The 22740-nt window shown below is 68.1% G+C and carries 14 protein-coding genes; 8 read left to right on the forward strand and 6 right to left on the reverse strand.

Going from position 1 to position 22740, the window contains the following annotated elements; translation table 11 throughout:
- The first annotated feature begins 133 nt into the window (after positions 1–133).
- Positions 134–1936: an autotransporter assembly complex protein TamA gene (locus LGN17_RS22960; RefSeq protein ID WP_226198751.1), complete on the forward strand. Its 1803-nt coding sequence runs from the start codon at positions 134–136 to the stop codon at positions 1934–1936.
- A gap of 28 nt (positions 1937–1964) precedes the next feature.
- Entirely contained in the window at positions 1965–6047 is a 4083-nt protein-coding gene (locus tag LGN17_RS22965) for a translocation/assembly module TamB domain-containing protein (protein WP_226198752.1), read from the forward strand.
- A gap of 56 nt (positions 6048–6103) precedes the next feature.
- On the opposite strand, the gene metG is transcribed toward LGN17_RS22965, so the two are convergent.
- A complete protein-coding gene (metG, locus tag LGN17_RS22970) occupies positions 6104–8266 on the reverse strand; it encodes a methionine--tRNA ligase (protein ID WP_226198753.1) in 2163 nt (720 codons plus the stop codon).
- 375 nt (positions 8267–8641) lie between these two features.
- On the reverse strand, positions 8642–9286 hold the full coding sequence (locus LGN17_RS22975; protein WP_175951015.1) for an OmpA family protein: 645 nt from the start codon (positions 9284–9286) through the stop codon (positions 8642–8644).
- Positions 9287–9634: 348 nt separating this feature from the next.
- Here LGN17_RS22975 and apbC point away from each other — a divergent pair, with 348 nt between their 5' ends.
- The 5 genes from apbC (at position 9635) to LGN17_RS23000 (ending at position 15349) form a co-directional block, all read left to right on the forward strand.
- Entirely contained in the window at positions 9635–10726 is a 1092-nt protein-coding gene (gene apbC, locus LGN17_RS22980) for an iron-sulfur cluster carrier protein ApbC (RefSeq protein ID WP_226198754.1), read from the forward strand.
- A gap of 133 nt (positions 10727–10859) precedes the next feature.
- Complete coding sequence (gene sodC / locus LGN17_RS22985; protein ID WP_175971270.1) at positions 10860–11396, forward strand: superoxide dismutase [Cu-Zn]; 537 nt, start codon at positions 10860–10862, stop codon at positions 11394–11396.
- 195 nt (positions 11397–11591) lie between these two features.
- Positions 11592–12161: a dCTP deaminase gene (gene dcd, locus LGN17_RS22990; protein ID WP_006398615.1), complete on the forward strand. Its 570-nt coding sequence runs from the start codon at positions 11592–11594 to the stop codon at positions 12159–12161.
- Positions 12162–12242: 81 nt separating this feature from the next.
- A complete protein-coding gene (locus tag LGN17_RS22995) occupies positions 12243–14522 on the forward strand; it encodes an arginine/lysine/ornithine decarboxylase (protein WP_006497175.1) in 2280 nt (759 codons plus the stop codon).
- Positions 14522–15349: a lysozyme inhibitor LprI family protein gene (locus LGN17_RS23000; protein ID WP_226198755.1), complete on the forward strand. Its 828-nt coding sequence runs from the start codon at positions 14522–14524 to the stop codon at positions 15347–15349. Before LGN17_RS22995 ends, LGN17_RS23000 begins: the two co-directional genes overlap by 1 nt.
- An 83-nt stretch (positions 15350–15432) precedes the next feature.
- Here the strand turns inward: LGN17_RS23000 and LGN17_RS23005 are convergent, their stop codons facing one another.
- From LGN17_RS23005 to LGN17_RS23015, 3 genes are all read right to left on the reverse strand, one after another.
- The gene (locus LGN17_RS23005; RefSeq protein WP_226198756.1) at positions 15433–16116 is read right to left on the reverse strand and encodes an HAD family hydrolase; all 684 of its coding nucleotides are present in this window, start codon (positions 16114–16116) and stop codon (positions 15433–15435) included.
- A gap of 94 nt (positions 16117–16210) precedes the next feature.
- A complete protein-coding gene (gene argH / locus LGN17_RS23010; protein ID WP_175951020.1) occupies positions 16211–17620 on the reverse strand; it encodes an argininosuccinate lyase in 1410 nt (469 codons plus the stop codon).
- Positions 17621–17750: 130 nt separating this feature from the next.
- Positions 17751–18560, reverse strand: a complete 810-nt coding sequence (locus tag LGN17_RS23015; protein WP_226198757.1) for a helix-turn-helix transcriptional regulator — start codon at positions 18558–18560, stop codon at positions 17751–17753.
- 215 nt (positions 18561–18775) lie between these two features.
- On the opposite strand from LGN17_RS23015, the gene LGN17_RS23020 reads away from it, so the two are divergent.
- Positions 18776–19528, forward strand: coding sequence for a class I SAM-dependent methyltransferase (locus LGN17_RS23020; protein ID WP_226198758.1), 753 nt, complete (start codon positions 18776–18778; stop codon positions 19526–19528).
- Between the two features lie 118 nt (positions 19529–19646).
- Here LGN17_RS23020 and ppc read toward each other — a convergent pair whose 3' ends face one another.
- Complete coding sequence (gene ppc / locus LGN17_RS23025) at positions 19647–22673, reverse strand: phosphoenolpyruvate carboxylase (protein WP_226198759.1); 3027 nt, start codon at positions 22671–22673, stop codon at positions 19647–19649.
- Between the last annotated feature and the right edge of the window lie 67 nt (positions 22674–22740).

Below are 22740 nucleotides of genomic sequence, written 5' to 3' on the forward strand. Positions count from 1 at the left end.
ACCGTCACGCATGATGCCGCGGCCACGCGCGCGCTTGCGAAGCGGTTTACAAACATTAAGCTTTGGTGCCAGCACCCTGTGGTCAAATACAGGGTTTTCCACAAAACCGTGACAACCGAGGGCGGGGTGATATTTGGCGGGGCAGTCGAACCAGCAAGCACATGCGGCACATGACGCGGGCCCGCGCGTGGAACGCAATCGCGCCGGCGCCGCGCGGGTGGCCCTCGCGGGTTGCCTTGCCGCGTGCTTCGCGCTGCCGGCCCACGCGAAGTACGACGTCGACATCGACGCGCCGCGCTCGATTCGCAAGCTGCTCAAGTCGCATCTCGATATCGCGCGCTTCGCGAAGCGCGACGACATCAGCGACGACCAGTTCGACTTCCTCGTCACCGCCACGCCGCAGCAGGTGCGCGACCTGACCGCGACGGCCGGCTATTTCTCCCCGGTCGTGCGCACCGACGTGCGCACGCGCGACGGCAAGCGCGACGTGCGCATCGCGGTCGATCCGGGGAAGCAGACGATCGTGTCGAGTGTCGACCTGACGTTCAAGGGGCCCATCGACACCGAGGATCCGAAGCAGGAAGCGGCGACCCGTTTCGCGTTCTCGCTGAAGCCGGGCGATCCGTTCACGCAGTCCGACTGGGACGGCGCGAAGGGGGCCGCGCTCAAGCAACTGCAGTCGCGCCGCTATCTCGGCGGGAAGATCGCGTCGTCGGAGGCGCGCATCGACCCGCGCACGCAGCGCGCGACGCTCGCGGTCACGTTCGACAGTGGCCCGACGTTCACGATCGGCAAGGTCGACGTCGACGGCGTGCGGCGCTATCCGGAAAAGATCGTCACGAACGTCAATCCGCTGTCGGAAGGCGAGATCTACGACGTGCAGCGCATCACCGAACTGCAGCGGCAGTTGCAGAACACGCCGTATTACGCGAGCGTCGCGATCGACGTCGGCGACGATACGTCGAAGCCCGAGCGCACGCCCGTGCACGTGAAGGTCAGCGAGTTCCCGTACAACAACATCCGCGGCGGCGTCGGCTTTGCCACCGATACCGGGCCGCACGTGCAGGGCTCCTATACGTATCTCGACACGTTCGGCGCCGCATGGCCGCTGACCGTGTCGGGCCGGCTCGACCAGATCCAGCAATACGGGCAGGTCCAGCTGTCGATGCCGCCGGGCGAGAAGGGCTGGACCAACAGCGTGCTCGCGTCGTACACGAACACCAACGTGTCGGACACGCGCATCTACAGCGCGCGGATCGGCGCGCAGCGCACGCGCACCGGCCAGTTCATCGACTATTCGTATTCGCTGATGTACTACCAGGACCGGCTCGACCAGAACGGCGCGGGGCCGACCACGAGCCGCGCGCTCGTGCCGCAATGGGCGTGGACGCGCCGCAACGTCGACGATCCGCTGTTCCCGCGCTCGGGCAACCTGATCCACGCCGAGGCCGGCTTCGCGGTCAAGGGCGTGCTGACCGACCAGTCCTTCATCCGCGGCTACGCGCGCGGCCAGCAGTACCTGCCGATCGGCAAGCGCGACCTGTTCGTGTTCCGTGCGGAACTCGGCGGCGTGTTTACGAGCGGCAGCTCGACCGGCGTGCCGGCGTCGCTGCTGTTCCGCGCGGGCGGCTCGAACTCGGTGCGCGGCTACGGCTACCAGAGCATCGGCAACAGCGTCGACGGCTCCGTGCTGCCGACCAAGTACCTGATGACGGGCACCGCCGAATACCAGCACTGGTTCAACCGCGACTGGGGCGCCGCGACGTTCTTCGACATCGGCACCGCCACCGATGCGTGGGGCGAGAAGGTGTTTTATCCGGGTGTCGGCATCGGCGCGCGCTGGCGCAGCCCCGTCGGCCCGATCAACGTCGACGTCGCGTACGGGTTGCGCAACCATAGCGTGCGCCCGTACCTGACGCTCGGCATCGCTTTCTGACCATACCGCTTCACCGACGACGAACCGCATGACGAAGGACCCGAACGACACGCCGCCGCCTCACGATCCGGACGCGCCCGACGGCGCGCCCGACGCGCCGCCGCGTGCGCCGCGCCGCGGGCCCTTCGCGCGCATCGGGCGGGTCGTCGCGTGGACGCTTGTGACGGTCGCGCTGCTCGTCGTGCTGGCGCTCGGGCTCGTGCTGGCCGCGGTGACGACCGAGCACGGCACGCGGCTCGCGTGGCAGGTAGCCGGGCGCGTGCTTGGCGCGCGGCTCGCGGGCACGCTCGACGGCGGCTCGATTGCGACCGGCGTGCGGTTGCGCGGGTTCGCGTGGACGAGCCCCGACGGCACCGGCACCGAAATCCGCATCGACCGGCTCGACGGTCGCTGGGCGCTGACCCGGGTGCCGTGGCGGCTGTCCATCGCCTATCTTCGCGCCGGCACGATCGACGTGCGAATCCCGCCGGGGCCGTCGACGCCAAGCGCGACGCCGCAGGACCTGAGCCTGCCGCTGCAGCTGCGCATCGACGACCTGCGCGTCGATCACCTTGCGATCCACGACGGCGGCTCGACGACGCAGCTCGACCATATCGCGCTGAACGGCCGCAGCGACGGCCGTCACCATGAACTCGTGCTCGACGGCGTCGATACGCCGTACGGCGCGCTGACCGCACGCGCGACGCTCGATGGCGTGAAGCCGTTCGCGCTGACGGGTGAAGCCACGTATGCGGGCAAGCTGTCCGACGAGCCGGTTGACGCGCGCGCTCGCGTGTCGGGCTCGCTCGAGGCGCTCGTCGCCGACGTCGACGCAAGCGGGATGAAGCTGAACGGGCGCGCGCACGTCGAGGCCGCACCGCTCGGCGCGGTGCCGCTCACGCGCGCGTCGCTCGCGTTCGATCACGTGAATCCGCAAGCGCTCGCGCCCGGCGCACCGGCCGCCGATCTCGCGGTGCGCGCGGAACTCGCACCCGTGACCGCGCCGGCCGGGGCCGAGCCCGCGAAGGGTTTCGCGGTGACGGGCCCGGTGTCGATCGTCAACGCGAAACCCGGCACGCTCGGCGATCACCTGCTGCCGGTGATCGACGCGCACGCGAACGTGCATCTCGACGCGCACGCGCAGCGGATCGACGCGCTCGCGCTGAAGCTGATCCGCGACGGCAGCGTGACGGGCAACGGCACGCTGACGGGCGGCAAGGGCCGCTTCGACCTGAAGGTCGCGAACCTCGACCTGAATGCCTTCGTCGCCGAGCTGCGGCCGATGCGCCTCGCCGGCCCGCTCGGCGTGACGCTCGCGGGTGACGTGACGACGGTCGACTTCAACCTGAACGACCCGAAGCTCGCGCTCGGCGCCCGCGCGAAGGTTGCGCTGACGCCGCAGCAGACCGTGCTGACCGACGCGCGCGTGACGGCGGGCAAGGGCCGGATCGACCTGACGGGCGTGTTCCGCCACGATGCGCATTCGAGCTACGACGCGAAGGCGACGCTGACGGCATTCGATCCGCTGCTGCTCGCCGCGATGCGTGCGCCGAAGGCGGGTGGCGGCAAGGCGCCCGCCAAGGTCGCGAAGGCGCCGGCCCAGCGCGGCGAGACGCGCGTGTCGGGCACGCTGACGGCGTCGGGCGCGTTCGCGCCGCAGGTGTCGACGAAGGCGACCTTCAAGCTCGGCGACAGCCTGTACGACGGCGTGCCGCTGACCGGCGCCGGCGTCGTGCAGCTCGCCGGCTCGCGCATTCTGCCGAGCAACGCGAACCTGTCGATCGCGGGCAATCATGTCGATTTGCGCGGCAGCTTCGGCGCGCCGGGCGACCGGCTTCGCTTCGTCGTCGACGCGCCGCAACTCGACCGGCTCGGCTTCGGCGTGGAAGGGCTCGTGCAGGCGCAGGGCGACCTGACCGGCAGCTTCGCGCACCCGAACGTGACGGCCTCCTACAAGGCCGAGCACGTGGTCGTCGGCTCGAACCGGATCGGCGCGGCGCAGGGCCGCGCGGACATCCGCGACGGCGCGCACGGCGCGCTCGTGTTGACGGCCGACGCGTCCGACATCGCGCTCGGCTCGCTGAAGCTGAAATCGCTGCGCGCGAATCTCGACGGCACGCGCGCGAAGCACACGCTCGACGCGTCGGCGCTCGGGGTGGCCGGCGGCCGCGTGATCGACGTGACGCTCGCGGCGAACGGCGGCGTGGTCGAGAACCGCGACGGGATGCGCTGGGACGGCACCGTCACGCGTCTTGCGAACCGCGGCACGCCGGCCATCGCGCTTCAGTCGCCGCTGACCGTATCGGCCGGCGCCGGCCGCGTGACGCTCGGCGCGACGCGGCTCACGCTCGAGGGCGCGGCGATCGACCTGAAATCGTTCGTGTTCGATCACGGCCAGATGCGCTCGGCGGGCTCGGTGAGCGGCGCGTCGGTCGCGCGTTTCCTCGAGGTCCGCCAGGAGCTGACGGGCCAGCGGCCGCCGGTGCGGACCGATGTCGTGCTCGACGCCGACTGGGATTTCTCGCTCGGCGCGAACTCGACGGGCTATGTGCAGGTGAAGCGTCGCGGCGGCGACGTGACGATCGAGAGCGGGCGCGGCATCGCATCGCTGGGGCTGACCGACCTGTCCGCGCGGGCGAGCTTCACGCCCGGCAACCGGCTCAACATGACGGCGCTCGCGAAGGCGAACCGGATCGGCACGCTCGACGCGAACGTCACCGTGCCGTTCGCGCTGCGCGATGGCATATTCGGCGTGGTCGATGACGGCCCGCTGTCGGGCCGCATCGACGCCGATATCCCGGCGCTGAAGACGACCGGCAACCTGTTCGGGCCGAGCTATCTGCTCGGCGGGCGCGCGGCGCTGAAGCTGACGGTCGCGGGCACGCCGGTGAAGCCTAACCTGTCGGGGATGCTGACGGGCGACGACCTGTCAGCGACGCTCATCGACCAGGGCGTGCAGTTGAAGGACGGTATCGTACGCATCAAGCTGTCGGAGAACCTCGTCGAATTCCAGCAGGTTGAATTTCACGGCGGCGACGGTACGCTGCGCGCGCTCGGCCGCGTGCGCCTCGATGGCGAGGCGCCTGACCTGACGGCGAGCATCGTCGCGGACAAGCTCGAACTGTTCGCGGCGCCGGATCGCAAGCTGTCGCTGTCGGGCAAGGCAACGGTCGCGAACGACGGGCCGCGCGGCGCGCTGTCGATCGACGGCAAGTTCGTCGTCGACCGCGCCTTGTTCGACCTGCCCGAGGAATCGGCGCCGCACCTGTCGGACGATGTGGTGATCGTGGGGCCGGACGGCACGGTGCGCGGCGAGACGCCGACCGGCACCGCGGTCGCGAAGCCGAAGCCGGCCGGGGACAAGCCGGCACCGTCGCTCGCGCCGCGCGCGAACATCGACATCGGCCTCGGCAACGACTTCCGCTTCAAGGGCCACGGCGCGGATCTCGGGCTGCGCGGCACGATCACCGTGATGAGCGCGCCGGGCGCACCGCTGCGCGCGGTCGGCAACGTGCGCGTGACCGAAGGGTCGACGTATACGTCGTTCGGTCGCAAGCTCGCGATCGAGAACGGCTTCTTCACGTTCAACGGCCCGGTGTCGAACCCGGGCGTCAACATCCTCGCGATGCGGCGCAACCAGGAGGTCGAGGCCGGCGTGCAGGTAACGGGCACGATCCAGTCGCTGACGGTCAAGCTCGTGTCGGAGCCGAACGTCACGGACAACGAAAAGCTGTCGTGGCTGTTGTTCGGGCACGGCACCGACCAGGGCAACAACGTCGGCCAGCAGGGTGCGATGACGGCGGCGCTCGGGCTGCTCGGCAGCGTGACCGGCAAGCGCGTTGCGCAGACCTTCGGTCTCGACGAGGTCTCGGTCGGTCGCAGCGAAGTCGGCCTGACCGACCCGCAGGTCGTGCTGGTGTCGAAGGCGATCAACGAGCGGTTCGTGCTCGGCTTCGAGCAGGGCCTGCAATCGGCGAGCAACGCATTCAAGGCGACGATCAACCTGACGCGCTTCTGGTCGGTGTCCGCGTACGGCGGCACGTTCCAGGGCGTCGACCTGAACTACACGCGGCGCTTCGACCGGTGGTTCAGTAGTGACGGCGCCCGCGAGCGGCGTGCCGAGCAGCCATGAAAAAAGCCCCGCACGACGTGCGGGGCTTTTTTCGCGCGAGCAGCCGCGCGTTCGGCTTACTTCACGCGCATGCCGGGCTTCGCGCCGCTGTGCGGCTCGAGGATGTAGAGACCCGGCTCGGCCTTCTCGTCGGTTGCCGACGCGGCAAGCACCATCCCTTCGGACAGGCCGAACTTCATCTTGCGCGGCGCGAGGTTCGCGACCATCACGGTCAGCTTGCCGACGAGCTGCTCGGGCTGGTACGCGGACTTGATGCCCGAGAATACGTTGCGGGTCTTTTCCTCACCGACGTCGAGCGTGAGCTGCAGCAGCTTGTCCGAGCCTTCGACGGCCTGGCACGCGACGATCTTCGCGATGCGCAGGTCGATCTTCGCGAAATCGTCGATCGAGATGGGGGCATCGTCCGCGCCGTTCACGACCGCCTGCTTCGCGTCCGCCTTCGCCTTCGCGTTGTTCTTCGCATCCTTCGCGGCGTTCGCGCTCGCGACAGCCGCGCCGGTGGCTTCGGCCTGCAGCGAATCGCGGTTCGCGGCGAGCAGCGCTTCGATCTGCTTCGGGTCGACGCGCGTCATCAGGTGCTGGTACGCCTTGATCGGCTGTTCCGACGACAGCGGCTTCGCGGCATCGGCCCATGCGAGCGGCGCGATCCCGAAGAACGACTCGACGGCAACGGCGACGCGCGGCATCACCGGCTTCAGCGCGAGCGACAGCAGGCGGAACGATTCGAGGCTCACGCTGCAGGTTTCGTGCAGCGCGACCGCGTTGGCCGGATCCTTTGCGAGATCCCACGGCTTTGCGCCGTCGACGTACGCGTTCACTTCGTCCGCGAGCTCCATCGTGTGGCGCAGCGCGCGGCCGTACTCGCGCGCTTCGTAGTGCGCGGCGATCTGCGGGATTGCCTCGCGCAGCTTCGCGACGAGCGGGTGGTTCATCGCGCTGTCCTGCACGCGGCCGTCGAAGCGCTTGATCAGGAAGCCTGCCGCGCGGCTCGCGATGTTCACGTACTTGCCGACGAGGTCGCTGTTCACGCGCGCCTGGAAGTCGTCGAGGTTCAGGTCGATGTCTTCCATCGTCGCGTTCAGCTTCGCGGCGAAGTAGTAGCGCAGCCATTCGGGGTTCATGCCGGTGTCGATGTAGCTCTGCGCGGTGATGAACGTGCCGCGCGACTTCGACATCTTCGCGCCGTCAACCGTCAGGAACCCGTGCGCGAACACGTTGGTCGGCGTGCGGTGGCCCGAGAACTCGAGCATCGCGGGCCAGAACAGCGTGTGGAAGTACAGGATGTCCTTGCCGATGAAGTGATACTGCTCGGTGGTCGAGCCCGGGCGGACCCACGCATCGAAGTCGATGCCGTTGCGGTCGCACAGGTTCTTGAAGCTCGCGTAGTAGCCGACCGGCGCGTCGAGCCACACGTAGAAATACTTGCCGGGCGCGCCCGGGATCTCGAAGCCGAAGTACGGCGCGTCACGCGAGATGTCCCAGTCGGCGAGCTTGGCCTCGCCGGCATCGCCGAGCCATTCGCGCATCTTGTTGGTCGCTTCGGGCTGCGCGAGGCCGCTCACCCATTCGCGGAGGAACGTTTCGCAGCGCGGATCGGACAGGCGGAAGAAGTAGTGCTTCGACGTCTTGCGCACCGGCGTCGCGCCCGACACGACCGAATACGGGTTCAGCAGTTCGGTGGGCAGGTAGGTCGAGCCGCACACTTCGCAGCTGTCGCCGTACTGGTCCTTCGCGTGGCACTTCGGGCACTCGCCCTTGATGAAGCGATCCGGCAGGAACATTTCCTTGACGGGATCGTATGCCTGCTCGATCTCGCGCTCGGCGATGAAGCCGGCTTCCCGCAGCGCGACGTAGATCTTCTCGCTCAGCACGCGGTTCTCGTCCGAATCGGTCGAGTAGAAGTTGTCGAACGACACGCCGAAGCTGTCGAAATCGCGCTTGTGCTCGTTCCACACGCGATCGATCAGCTGCTTCGGGCTCAGGCCTTCCTTCTCCGCGCGCAGCATGATCGGCGTGCCGTGCGTGTCGTCGGCGCCGATGTAGTAGACCTCATGGCCATGCATTCGTAGCGTCCGCACCCAGATGTCGGTCTGGATGTACTCGACCAGGTGGCCGATGTGGATCTGCCCGTTGGCATAGGGCAGTGCGGACGTAACGAGGATCTGGCGGCGGCCTTGCGGCGCCGCAGCCTGCACGGGAGTGAGGTCGGATGCGGACATAGGGTCTGTAGAGGGACAGCGGTAAAACGACGGGAAACTGCGATTCTAGCAGGGGCGCGCGCCAGCGACGCGGGCAGGCGCCCTCGACCGGGCGCCGAAACGGACGGCCTACGCAAGCGGTAGGCCCGACGGTATTGTGCTGCGTTGCAGCACGATTTCTGCGGGCAAAAAAAACCGGGGCGGATACGGCCCCGGAGCAACAACGACAAGAGGAGAATGGTGACGCGCCGGCAACACCAGCCGCGTACCATAAATACTGACCACGGCCCGCGACAGAAGTTCGAAAATTTTTTCGATTGGTTACCGGCTCCGCCGGAAGCCTTGTCCGGCGGGGCTGCGCGGGCGGCGAGCCCGCGCGTTCCCCTCGTCGTGCGTTTAATGCGCCTGCGCTGCGCGCAGGTAGATTTCGACGCGGCGGTTCTGTGCACGGCCAGCTTCGGTCGCGTTGTCCGCGATCGGGTTCGATGCGCCCATGCCTTGCGCCGACAGGCGGCCGCCGTTCACGCCGCGCTGCGCCAGTGCGTTCACGACGCTTTGCGCGCGGTTCTGCGACAGCGTCTGGTTCAGCTGGGCCGAGCCCGTGCTGTCCGTATAGCCGACGATCGATGCCGTCACTTGCGGGTTCTGGTTCAGCGTCGTCGCCAGGTCGTTCAGTAGCGGCGTGAAGGCCGGCGTGATCGCGTACTGGTTCGTCGCGAACGTCACCGAGCTCGGCACGTTCAGCTTCAGCGAGCCGTCCGGCTGCTCGGTCACTTGCGTACCCGTTTGCGCTGCCGACGGCGCGAGCTTGTTCTTGATCGCTTGCCAGTTGTAACCTGTCACGCCACCGACCAGCGCGCCGACGCCTGCGCCGATCGCCGCGCCCTTGCCGCCGCCCGCCAGCGCGCCGATGCCTGCGCCCAGCGCCGCACCCGTGCCGGTACCGACAGCCGTGTTGTTGCCTTGCTGCGTGGCGCAGCCTGCCAGCAGTGCGCCGGCCAATGCGAAGACGGACAAGCGGGTCGCGATTTTCATGTTCATCTTGGATTCCTCTCTTGGTTGAACGAGTCGACAACGACAACAACAGTTACGGCTCCCTGCGCGGGCCGCCCGAAAAAGGAGGGCAGGCCTGCGCCCGCGGCAGCCGCCGAGGTGGCCGCATGCCCTGTCCGTCAGCGTGGCTGTTGGGACAGGGCGACGCGTCAGCCTCTACAATATAGGCGGTAAGCGGCCGATTTGGCCCCATAGCATGCCGCACGCGAAGAGTGCGCCGGGTCGCGCGTTCGCGCAATGGCGTGCAACAGATTCTTTCACTTTTCCCGATTTTCGCAGCGTAATTTGATATTTCTTGACGTTTGCGCGCGAGAAAAACGTTTTCACGGAGTTTCGATGAGCATTGACCGGGCACAAGTCGACGCCGCTTTGGCGGCCGTCGTCGACCCCAATACCGGCCGTCCGTATGCGGCGAACAAGGGCGTGCGCAACGTCGCGATCGACGGCGACGTCGTGGCGCTCGACGTGGTGCTCGGTTATCCCGCGCGCAGCCAGCACGACGACGTGCGCGCTCGCATCGCCGCAGCGCTCCAGGCCGTGGCCGGCGTGCGCGACGCGCGCGTCGCGGTGTCGCAGGAGATCGTCGCGCACACGGTGCAGCGTGGCGTGAAGCTGCTGCCGAACGTGAAGAACATCGTGGCGGTTGCGTCGGGCAAGGGCGGCGTCGGCAAGAGCACGACGGCCGTCAACCTCGCGCTCGCGCTCGCCGCGGAAGGTGCGTCGGTCGGCATTCTCGACGCCGACATCTACGGCCCGTCGCTGCCGACGATGCTCGGTATCCACGGCCAGCGCCCCGAGTCGCCCGACAACCAGTCGATGAACCCGCTCGTCGGCCACGGGCTGCAGGCAAACTCGATCGGCTTTCTGATCGAGGAAGACAACCCGATGGTGTGGCGCGGCCCGATGGCGACCTCCGCGCTCGAACAGTTGCTGCGCCAGACCAACTGGCGCGAGCTCGACTACCTGATCGTCGACATGCCGCCCGGCACGGGCGACATCCAGCTCACGCTCGCGCAGCGCGTGCCTGTCACGGGCGCGGTGATCGTCACGACGCCGCAGGACATCGCGCTGCTCGACGCGAAGAAGGGCCTGAAGATGTTCGAGAAAGTCGGGATTCCGATCCTCGGCATCGTCGAGAACATGAGCATCCACATCTGTTCGAACTGCGGCCACGAGGAGCACATCTTCGGCGCCGGCGGGGCCGAGCGGATGGCGAAGGACTATGGCGTGAACGTGCTCGGCAGCCTGCCGCTCGACATCGCGATCCGCGAGCGGGCCGACAGCGGCACGCCGACGGTCGTGGCCGATTCCGAAGGCGCGCTGGCGCGTCGCTACCGCGACATCGCACGCGGGGTCGCGCTGGCGATTGCCGAGCGATCGCGCGACATGACGTCGAAGTTCCCGTCGATCGTTGTTCAAAATACGTAAAACCCTTGCGGGGCGGGGCCTCACGCTGTTTACGGCGCCGCGAGGCGCGGTATCATGGCGACTTTTCCCGGGTCCCTTTACCTGCCCGGCGCGGCCGTCGTGTCAAACGGCTGCCAGCCGGCATGAGGATCGAATGAAACAACGACATCACGGCGTGCGCGCCGGCCGCGTGCGGTGCGCGCTGCTGGCCGCCGCCGCGCTGGGCCTGCTGGCCGGCTGCACCTCCTTTTCCTCGTCGCACGAAAAACGGGCCGACGCGCAACTGCAGCCGACGGTCGGCTCGCAGACGCGCGGCGCGGTGACGTTCGTCGAGCGTCCGGACGGCGTGCAGGTTACCTACAACCTGGCCGGGCTGCCGCCGAACAGCGATCACGCTTTACAGGTACACGAACGCGGCGACTGCAACGCGGGCGACGGCTCGAGCGCCGGCCAGGTGTTCGCGCCGGCGGCCGACCGGCTGCGCGCGGGCGCTCGCGTCGCCGGCGATCTCGGCAACATCCACGCGGACGCGAACGGCGTCGCGGCCGGCTTCATCGTCGCGCCCGATCTGGCCCTCGACGGCGTGCGCTCGGCGATGAACCGCGCGGCGCTGGTGCACCGCGACCCGAGCGATCCCGCGTTTGCGCAGCATGGCGCGGGGCCCGCGCTCGCCTGCGGCGTGATCCGTTGACGGCCGCCGCGTGCGCGGGCCGATGATCGCGTAAAATGTCGGCCTTTCCCCGGCCGCCGTCCTGAATGGCGGCCTCCGTTTTCCGTCACGCAGCGTTTCCTGGCGCCCCGATATGAATCGACCCCCACGCTCACTTTGTTCGCTGCCCCTCCAGGGGGCCGTCAGCCTCCTTGGGACGACCCGGCGGAGGCTGGCATGAGCATCAAGTCCGACAAATGGATTCGGCGCATGGCCGAAGAGCACAAGATGATCGAGCCGTTCGTGCCCGATCAGGTTCGTGCGTCCGAGGACGGCCGCCGGATCGTCAGCTACGGCACGTCGAGCTACGGCTACGACATCCGCTGCGCGGACGAATTCAAGATCTTCACGAACATCAATTCGACGATCGTCGACCCGAAGAACTTCGACGAGGGTTCGTTTGTCGATTTCAAGGGCGACGTGTGCATCATCCCGCCGAACTCGTTCGCGCTGGCCCGCACCGTCGAATATTTCCGCATCCCGCGCACGGTGCTGACGGTCTGCCTCGGCAAGTCGACCTATGCGCGCTGCGGGATCATCGTCAACGTGACGCCGTTCGAACCCGAGTGGGAAGGCTACGTCACGCTGGAATTCTCGAACACCACGCCGTTGCCCGCGAAGATCTACGCGAACGAAGGCGTCGCGCAGGTGCTCTTCTTCGAGAGCGACGAAGTGTGCGACGTGTCGTACGCCGATCGCGGCGGCAAGTATCAGGGGCAGCGTGGTGTCACGCTGCCGAAAACCTGATCTGGTTGCATAACGTCTCACCAGTTTCCGGGTGACCGCTGCGCGTGACGCGCCGCGGTCGTTCTTTTTGGAGAATCGCCCATGAAGTTTCGTTTCCCCGTCGTCATCATCGACGAAGATTTCCGCTCCGAGAACATCTCGGGCTCCGGCATCCGGGCGTTGGCCGAAGCGATCGAGAAGGAGGGCGTCGAAGTCCTCGGCCTCACGAGCTACGGTGATCTGACGTCGTTCGCGCAGCAGTCGAGCCGCGCGTCGTGCTTCATCCTGTCGATCGACGACGACGAACTCATGCTCGGCGAAACCGGCCCGGACGGCGAACTGCCCGAGCTGGCGACCGCGATCATCGAACTGCGCGCGTTCGTCACCGAAGTGCGCCGCCGCAACGCGGACATCCCGATCTTCCTGTACGGCGAGACGCGCACGTCGCGCCACCTGCCGAACGACATCCTGCGCGAGCTGCACGGCTTCATCCACATGTTCGAGGACACGCCGGAGTTCGTCGCGCGCCACATCATCCGCGAGGCGAAGGTCTATCTCGACTCGCTCGCGCCGCCGTTCTTCAAGGAACTCGTCAAGTACGCGGACGAAGGCTCGTACTCGTGGCACTGCCCGGGCCACTCGGGCGGCGTCGCGTTCCTGAAGAACCCGCTCGGCCAGATGTTCCACCAGTTCTTCGGCGAGAACATGCTGCGTGCGGACGTCTGCAACGCGGTGGACGAACTCGGCCAGCTGCTCGACCACACGGGCCCGGTCGCGGCGTCCGAGCGCAACGCGGCGCGCATCTTCAGCGCCGATCACCTGTTCTTCGTGACCAACGGCACGTCGACGTCGAACAAGATCGTCTGGCACGCGACGGTTGCACCCGGCGACATCGTGCTGGTCGACCGCAACTGCCACAAGTCGATCCTGCACGCGATCACGATGACGGGTGCGATTCCGGTGTTCCTCACGCCGACGCGCAATCACTTCGGCATCATCGGGCCGATCCCGCGCGACGAATTCAAGCCGGAGAACATCCGCAAGAAGATCGAGGCGAACCCGTTCGCGCGCGAGGCGCTGCGCGAGAACCCGGACATGAAGCCGCGGATCCTGACGATCACGCAGAGCACGTACGACGGCGTCGTCTACAACGTCGAGATGATCAAGGACCTGCTCGGCGACCTGCTCGACACGCTGCACTTCGACGAAGCGTGGCTGCCGCATGCGACGTTCCACGACTTCTACCGCGACATGCACGCGATCGGCGACGGCCGTCCGCGCACCGGCGCGCTCGTGTTCGCGACGCACTCGACGCACAAGCTGCTCGCGGGCATCTCGCAGGCGTCGCAGATCGTCGTGCAGGATTCGGAGAACCGCACGTTCGACAAGCACCGCTTCAACGAGGCGTACCTGATGCACACGTCGACGAGCCCGCAGTACGCGATCATCGCGTCGTGCGACGTCGCGGCCGCGATGATGGAGCCGCCGGGCGGCACCGCGCTCGTCGAGGAATCGATCGCGGAAGCGATCGACTTCCGCCGCGCGATGCGCAAGGTCGACGCCGAATACGGCGACGACTGGTTCTTCAGCGTGTGGGGCCCGGACAACCTGTCGGAGGAAGGCATCGGTTCGCGCGAAGACTGGATGCTGAAGCCGAACGACCACTGGCACGGCTTCGGCCCGCTCGCGGAAGGCTTCAACATGCTCGACCCGATCAAGGCGACGATCATCACGCCGGGGCTCGACGTCGACGGCGAGTTCGGCGAAACCGGCATTCCGGCCGCGATCGTCACGAAGTACCTGGCCGAGCACGGGATCATCGTCGAGAAGACCGGCCTGTATTCGTTCTTCATCATGTTCACGATCGGCATCACGAAGGGCCGCTGGAACTCGATGGTGACCGAGCTGCAGCAGTTCAAGGACGACTACGACAACAACCAGCCGCTGTGGCGCGTGCTGCCGGAATTCGTCGCGCAGCATCCGCGCTACGAGCGTGTCGGCCTGCGCGACCTGTGCACGCAGATCCACGACGTGTACCGCGCGAACGACATCGCCCGCCTGACGACGGAGATGTACCTGTCGGACATGGAGCCGGCGATGAAGCCGTCGGACGCGTTCGCGAAGCTCGCGCACCGCAAGATCGACCGCGTGCCGCTCGACGAGCTCGAAGGCCGCGTGACGAGCATCCTGCTCACGCCGTACCCGCCGGGCATTCCGCTGCTGATCCCGGGCGAGCGCTTCAACAAGACGATCGTGAACTACCTGCGGTTCGCGCGCGACTTCAACGAACGCTTCCCGGGCTTCCACACCGACATCCACGGCCTCGTCGCGGAAGAGGTGAACGGCCGCGTCGAGTACTTCGTCGACTGCGTGCGCGACTGATGGCTGCGCACGGACGAATCCAGGCGATGCGCGCGGTGCTGGCCGCGCTCGTCGTCTGGGCGGCAGGGGCGGCCGGGCTGGCGGGCGCGGGTGTCGCACACGCGGAAGTCGCGGCGGCCGACCCGATCGACGTCGCGATGCGGCAATGCCTCGCGCGGCGCGACCGGTCCTCGCCGGCCGGCCAGATCCAGTGCATGGGCGAAGCGCAGCAGCAGTGGCAGGCCGTGATGGACGGCGCGTATCAGCGCCTGTTGAAGGATGCGCCGGCCGACGCGAAGCGCGGCTGGCAGGACAGCCAGCGTCACTGGCTCACGTGGCGCAAGGACGAAGCGCATCTGCTGAAGGCGGTGTACGACACGACGCGCGGCACGTCGTACGCGATGTCGAGGGCCGACCTGCAACTGCAGCCCGTGCGCGATCGCGCGCTGGCGCTGCGCGGTGCCGCCGATCGCTATGCGCCTCCGCCGGCCGCCGTGCCGGTCGCGGCCGCGAGCGGCGCGCAGGGTAGCGCGAGCGGTGCCCCGAGCGCGGCCAAACCGAACGGCAAGCCGGCGAACGCGCCGCGCGATCCGGCCGTGCGCCGCGTGCGGCCGTGCGAACAGGACGCCGCGTGCGAGCACGCGCTGTTCGACCTGAACCGCTATTACCAGAAGCTGCGCCGCAAGATGCCCGCGCATTCGGCCGTGACGCTCGTCCGCGCGCAGCGCGCGTGGGTCGGGTTCCGCGATGCGACGGCGCCGCTCGTCGGCGAGGACGGCCGCGTCGACCTGATCGGCGCGCGCATTGCGACGATGAAGCGGCTGTCGGAGACGGCCGGCAACGAGTAAGCGCAATCGCGAAGCCGGTTGTACGGCGATAACGCAAAACGGGCACCCAAGGGTGCCCGTTTTTGCATTGGGCGGCAGGTGATCTATGCCGGCCGTTGCGTGTCGCGCCCGCCGAACCACGACGGCACGAGCGCGACCGCATCGTCGAGCGAGGCGAGCACGTGGAGGCTCAGCGCGACGATTTCGGGCGTCGGCGCCTTCAGGTCGGGCACGGTGACGACCGATGCGCCCGCGCCGGCGGCCGACTGCGCGCCGAAGTCGCTGTCCTCGAATGCGACGCACGCGTGTGCCGGCACGCCGAGGCGCTCGGCCGCGAGCCGGTAGACGGCCGGGTCGGGCTTGCCGCGCGCGACTTCGTCGCCGCCCGCGATCGCGCGGAAGTACGGCAGCACGCCGACCGCGTCGAGCCGCGCGCGGATCACGTCGCACGCGGACGACGACGCGACCGCGCACGGAATGCCGGCCTGCGCGAGCGCGTCGAGCAGCGCGAACGCGCCGGGCTTCAGCGGAAACTTCGGATGCGGCTCGGGTGCCGCGAGTTGCTCGCGCACACGGGTGCGCACCGCGTCGAACGTATCGGGGTTGCCGATCAGGCGTGCGAGGATGATCTGGCCTTCGGCGAACGAGCGGCCGACGATCTGCAGGTAGTCGGTGATGGTCAGCGTGACGCCGTGCGCATTCGACACGTCGATCCACGTGTTCATGATGGTCCGCTCGGAATCGACGAGCAGGCCGTCCATGTCGAAGAGCGCGGCGGAAAAAGTCATCGGCGGCATTCGGGAAGCAGGGAAGGCGATGGGCGGCGCGACAGCCGCCCGAACGAAAAACGGACGCCGAAGGCGTCCGTCCGCAACAGCAGGCTTACTGGCCGAGCGCGGCGCGCGCAGCCTTGACCGCTGCACGCACCTGGTCGGGCGCGGTGCCGCCCGGGTGGTTGCGGCTGGCGACCGAGCCCTCGAGCGTCAGGTAGCCGAACACGTCTTCGCCGATCAGGTGCGCGACGTTCGGCAGTTCCTGCTTCATCTCGTCGAGCGTCAGGTCAGCCAGGTCGATGCCGCGGTCGTCGCAGATCTTCACGGCGTGCGCGACGGCTTCGTGCGCGTCGCGGAACGGCAGGCCGCGCTTCACGAGGTAGTCGGCGAGGTCGGTGGCGGTCGAGAAGCCCTGCAGCGCGGCCGCGCGCATCGCGTCCGGCTTCACGGTGATGCCGGCAACCATCTCGGCGAAGATCCGCAGCGTGTCGGCGACGGTATCGACCGTGTCGAACAGCGGTTCTTTGTCTTCCTGGTTGTCCTTGTTGTACGCGAGCGGCTGGCCCTTCATCAGCGTCAGCAGCGCCATCAGGTGGCCGTTCACGCGGCCCGTCTTGCCGCGCGCGAGTTCGGGCACGTCCGGGTTCTTCTTCTGCGGCATGATCGAGCTGCCGGTGCAGAAGCGGTCGGCGATGTCGATGAAGCCGACGCGCGGGCTCATCCACAGCACGAGTTCTTCGGAGAAGCGCGACACGTGCGTCATCACGAGTGCGGAGGCGGCCGTGAATTCGATCGCGAAATCGCGATCCGACACCGCGTCGAGCGAGTTCGTGCAGATACCGTCGAAGCCGAGCGTCTTCGCGACGGCGTGACGATCGATCGGGTAGCTCGTACCGGCGAGTGCGGCCGCGCCGAGCGGCAGGCGGTTCACGCGGGTGCGGCAGTCGCGCATGCGCTCCGCATCGCGCGAGAACATCTCGACGTACGCGAGCAGGTGGTGGCCGAACGTGACGGGCTGGGCGACCTGCAGGTGCGTGAAGCCCGGCATGATCGTGTCGGCGTTCTGTTCCGCGAGATCGAGCAGCGCGCCGCGCAGGTCGTTCAGCAGGCCGCCGATACGGTCGATCTCGCCGCGCAGCCACAGGCGGATGTCGGTCGCGACCTGGTCGTTACGCGAGCGCCCCGTGTGCAGGCGCTTGCCGGCGTCGCCGATCAGCGCGGTCAGGCGCGCCTCGATGTTCAGGTGGACGTCTTCCAGGTCGAGCTGCCATTCGAATTCGCCGCGCTCGATTTCCCCCTTGATCTGCGTCATCCCGCGTTCGATCGCGGCCAGGTCGTCGGCGCTGATGATCTTCTGCGCGGCGAGCATGTTCGCGTGCGCGAGCGAGCCGGCGATGTCGACGAGCGCGAGGCGCTTGTCGAAAAATACCGATGACGTGTAGCGCTTGACCAGCTCCGACATCGGTTCCGAGAAGCGGGCCGACCAGGCCTCGCCCTTTTTGTGCAGTTGGGACGTCATGGCGATTCTTCGAAGGGGGATGTTTGGGCGGCGTGCGCCGCCGAGGGAATCCCGCGATTCTAACATTCGCGGGCCTGCCCGCCGCGCCGTGCCGCCGTTCGCGGCGGCGCGCAGGCGCGTGCCGGCCCGTTCAGTCGCGCACCAGCACCACCAGCTTCAGGTCCTCGCGGTGCGCGGGCTTCAGCGTGATCTGCTGGTACACGAGGCGACCGTCGGCCGGATGGTCGAATTCGCGGAGGCCGCCTTCGCGTTCGAACACGTCCTGCGACGCCCAGTACTGCGCGAACGCATCGCTGCCGGCCGTCAGTGCGTCGATCAGCGCGCGAGTGGGCGCATCGGCCAGGTGACGGATCGAATCGGCGCGGAATTCGGCCGCGAGCCGCCGCGCGCGGGTTTCCCAGTCGACGATCAGCGTGCGCGCGGCGGGCGACATGAACGTGAAGCGCAGCAGGTTGCGGTCGTGGTCGCCATCGAGCCAGCCGGAAAAGAGCGCGGCGGCCGGTGCGTTCCATGCGAGTGCGTTCCATTGCCGGTCGAGCACGTACGCGGGTGTTGCGATTGCCGCGACGGTCGCGGCGAGCGTCGGCGGCAGGTCGCCGCCCGCGACGTCGGGTTCGGCCGGGTCGCGCTGCGCGGCCAGCTCGAACAGGTACGCGCGCTCGGCCTTCGACAGTTGCAGCGCAACGGCGATCCGCGCGAGCGCGTCGGCCGACGCGGACACGGGGCGGCCTTGCTCGATCCACGTGTACCAGGTCGGGCTGACGCCGCACAGTTGCGCGACTTCCTCGCGCCGCAGCCCCGGCGTGCGGCGGCGCGGGCCGGGCGGCAGGCCGACGGCCTGCGGCGGCAGCCGCTCGCGGTGGGCGCGGATGAATTCGCCGAGTGCACGGGCGGGTGTGGCGTCGAGCGGCGGGACCGGGGCGGAGGACGGGTTGTTCATGCGGAAACGGTGAAAGGGAAGCGGGGACGCGGCAACGATCAGGCAGGTGTATCGAATACCAGAATAACTGCTTAACTTGTACTGGTACAACCGCAGGCCTATTGTAGCGGCTCGCGTGCTGGCAGGGCAGCGCGCGTCCCACAAAACGCGTTGCATGGGGCCGGTACAGGCGCGCAGGCGTCTGTCGTGCCGGCAACGGTACAAAGGAGCGAACGATGAAACACCACGACCAGGTCGCCGACGCATTCGGCACGACGGCCGCCGCCTATCTGACGAGCACGGTCCATGCGACGGGCGCCGATCTGCAGACGCTCGCCGATGCGGTGTGCGCAACGCCCGACGCCGCAGTGCTCGATCTCGGCTGCGGCGCCGGCCATGCGAGCTTCGCGGTCGCGCCGCACGTGCGCGACGTGGTCGCCTACGATCTCGCCGCGCAGATGCTCGCGACCGTCGACGCGGCCGCGCGCGAACGCGGGCTCGCGAACATCCGCACGCAGCAGGGCCCGGCCGAGCAACTGCCGTTCGACCCGGCGACGTTCGACTGGGTCGTGAGCCGGATGAGCGCGCACCACTGGCACGACATGCGCGCGGCGCTCGCCGAGGTGCGCCGCGTGCTGAAACCGGGCGGCCGCGTGCTGATGATCGATATCGCCGGCAACGACCATCCGCTTCTCGATACCTACCTGCAGGCCGCGGAAGTGCTGCGCGACGCGTCGCACGTGCGCGACTACCGTGCGGACGAATGGCTCGCGATGTTCCGCGCAGCCGGCTTCGACGCGCAGGTGCACAGCCGCTGGCGGCTGCCGATCGATTTCGATACGTGGGTCGCGCGCATCCGCACGCCGGCCGATAGCGTCACCGGCATTCGCGCGCTGTGGGCGCATGCGCCCGACGAGGTGCGCGGCTACTACGCGGTGCAGCCCGACGGTTCGTTCGAACACGACGCGTTGCTGATCGACGCGCACTGAGCGCGAGGTGCGCCGCGGCGGTTTTGCCCGCGCATGAAAAAAGCCGCGATACGCACCATCGCGTATCGCGGCTTCCACGATGTCGGTCGGCGCGGAATCCCACCGCGCCGCAGGCGGGTCAGCCGGTGTTGCGCAGGCCGGCCGCGATTCCGTTGATCGTCAGGTGAATCCCGCGGCGCAGCCGCGCGTTCGTGTCGCCCGCGCGGTGACGCTTGATCAGCTCGACCTGCAGGTGGTTCAGCGGATCGAGATACGGGAAGCGGTTCTTGATCGAGCGCGCGAGCAGCGGGTTGGTCGCGAGGCGGCCTTCGTGCCCGGTGATTTCCGCCAGCGCCTGCGACGTGCGCTCCCATTCCGCGACGATCCGCTCGAACACGTGCTTGCGCAGCTTGCGATCGGAAACGAGCTGCGCGTAGCGCGACGCGACCGCGAGATCGGTCTTCGCGAGCACCATGTCCATGTTCGACAGCAGGTTCGAGAAGAACGGCCAGGTCTTGTTCATCTTCTTCAGCAGCGCGACGCGCTTCGTGCGCTCGGCGTCGTCCTGCGCGCCGTCGAGATACGCGCTCACCGCGCTGCCGAAGCCATACCAGCCCGTCAGCAGCAGCCGGCACTGGCCCCACGAGAAGCCCCACGGAATCGCGCGCAGGTCCTCGATCTTGCGCTGCTTCGGATCCTGCAGCTTGCGCGAAGCCGGGCGGCTGCCGATGTTCAGCTCGGCGATCTCGGTGATCGGCGTCGACGAGAAGAAATAGTCGGTGAAGCCCGGGGTTTCATAGACGAGCGCACGGTACGCGGCCATCGCCGAATCGGACAGCGTCTGCATCGCGGCCTCGAACGCCGGCAACTGCGCGGGCGCGTTGTTCTGCGGCAGGAGCGTCGCTTCGAGCGTCGCGGCGACGACCGTCTCGAGGTTGCGGCGACCGATCTCCGGGTTCGCGAACTTGCTCGCGATCACCTCGCCCTGTTCGGTCAGGCGGATCTGGCCGTTCACGGTGCCCGGCGGCTGCGACAGGATCGCCTGGTAGGTCGGGCCGCCGCCGCGGCCGACCGTGCCGCCGCGGCCGTGGAACAGGCGCAGCGTGATCTTGCGGTCGCGGAACAGGTCGACGAGCGCGAGCTCCGCGCGATACAGCTCCCAGTTCGACGTGAGGAAGCCGCCGTCCTTGTTGCTGTCCGAATAGCCGAGCATCACTTCCTGCTCGGCGCCCTGGTGCGCGATCAGCGCGTCGATGCCCGGCAATGCGAAGTACTCGCGCATGATGCGCGCGGCGTCGCGCAGGTCGGGAATCGTCTCGAACAGCGGGATCACCATCAGGCTGTTCCTCGCATCGCCGCCCGGTACGCCGAGCGCGCCTTCGAGCAGGCCCGTCTCCTTCTGCAGCAGCAGCACCTCGACGAGGTCGCTGACGGTTTCCGTATGCGAAATGATGTAGTTGCGCACCGCGCGTGCGCCGAATTGCGCGCGCACTTCGCGGGCCTTCTCGAACACGCCGAGCTCGCTCTGCGCGAGTGCCGAGTATTCGAGGTACGGCGAGCGCAGCGGACGCGGATCGGCGAGCGCGGCGAGCAGCACGCGCAGCTTGTCTTCCTCGGCGAGTGCCGCGTAGTCGGCCTCGACGCCCGCGCGTGCGAACAGTTCGGCGACCACGGCTTCGTGGATGTCGGAGCTCTGGCGCAGGTCGATGCTCGCGAGATGGAAGCCGAACACTTCGGCCGCGCGCACGAGCGGCGCGAGGCGCGGCGCGGCGAGCGACGTGCCGTGGTGTTCGTCCAGCGACGCGGTCAGCACCTTCAGGTCGGCGACGAACGCGTCGGAATCCGCATACGGGATCGCGCGCACGGGCGGCGCACCGCGGCCCGCGCTGCGCACGGGCACCGTGCCTTCGCCGAGACGCACGCGCGCGCTTGCCGCGAGGCGCGTGTAGATGCCGATCAGCGCGCGGCGATACGGCTCGTCGACGCGGTGCGGCGACTGGTCGGGGGATGCTGCCGCGAGCGCCTTCACGGCGTCGTTCGCGCCGACGAGCAGGTTTGACACCGACAGCTCGGCGCCGAGCTTGTGCACCTGTTCCAGATAGTGCTCGAGGATCACGGCGGCCTGGCGGTTGATCGCTTCGTCGAGCGTTGCCGCGGTCACGTTCGGGTTGCCGTCGCGGTCGCCGCCGATCCAGCTGCCCATCTGGAAGAACGCGGGTACGCGTGCGGACAGGCCGTGCTCGGCGAGTGCGGCCTCGATGTCGCCGTACAGCGCGGGCAGTTCGTCGAGGAACGTCGCGCGGTAGTACGACAGCGCGTTCTCGATCTCGTCGCCGACCGTCAGGCGCGCGTCGCGCAGCATGCGGGTCTGCCACAGCGCGGTCACGCGCGCGCGCAGCATCGCTTCGTTGTGCTGGCGCTCGCGGCTCGTCAGTTCCTGGTCGCGCTCGGCGAGCAGGCGCGCGATGTCGTGCTGCGCGTCGAGAATGCTCTTGCGCTGCACTTCGGTCGGGTGCGCGGTCAGCACCGGCACGATCAGCGCATCGTCGAAGAAGCGCTGCAGCAGGCGCTTCGACGCGTTGCCGGTCGTCTTCAGCTGTTCGAGCGCGTACGCGACCGTGCCGGGCTGCGACGCGGAGCCGGCCAGCGCGTGGATGCGGCGGCGGCGGTTGTGGTGGCGGTCTTCCGCGATGTTCGCGAGGTGTGAGAAATAGCTGAACGCGCGCACGACGCTCACCGTCTGCTCCGGCGTCAGCTTGCGCAGCTTCTTCTCGAGCGTCTGCGCGGCTTCGCTGTCGTCCTCGCGGCGGAACTTGACCGCGGTCTGGCGGATCGTCTCGACGACGTCGAACACGGTGTCGCCTTCCTGTTCGCGCACGACGTCGCCGAGCAGGCGGCCGAGGAAGCGGATGTCCTCGAACAGCGGGCCGTCCTTGTCCTCGCGCGTGCGCGTGCCGGACTTCGTCGCGCCGGCCGTGCGGGCCGCGGTGCGGGCGGCCGGGCCGGCGGCGTTCGTCGTGCGTTTTGTCTGACGTATCGGGTCTTTCGGTTTCGTTGCCGTTTTCGCACGGCCGTTCGCGGTGGTGGCGACGGTGTCCGTCGAGGCGTCGGAGGAGGACAGGGCAGCATTGCGGCGCGCCGTACGCGCCGATCCGGAAGACTTCACGATGGGTTTCCTTGGGAAAGCTCGAGTCAAAAGGAACTGCGGAAACTGCGAAACTGCGGTCAAGCAA

This window comes from Burkholderia sp. AU30280, from assembly GCF_020420125.1.
Taxonomy (GTDB): domain Bacteria; phylum Pseudomonadota; class Gammaproteobacteria; order Burkholderiales; family Burkholderiaceae; genus Burkholderia.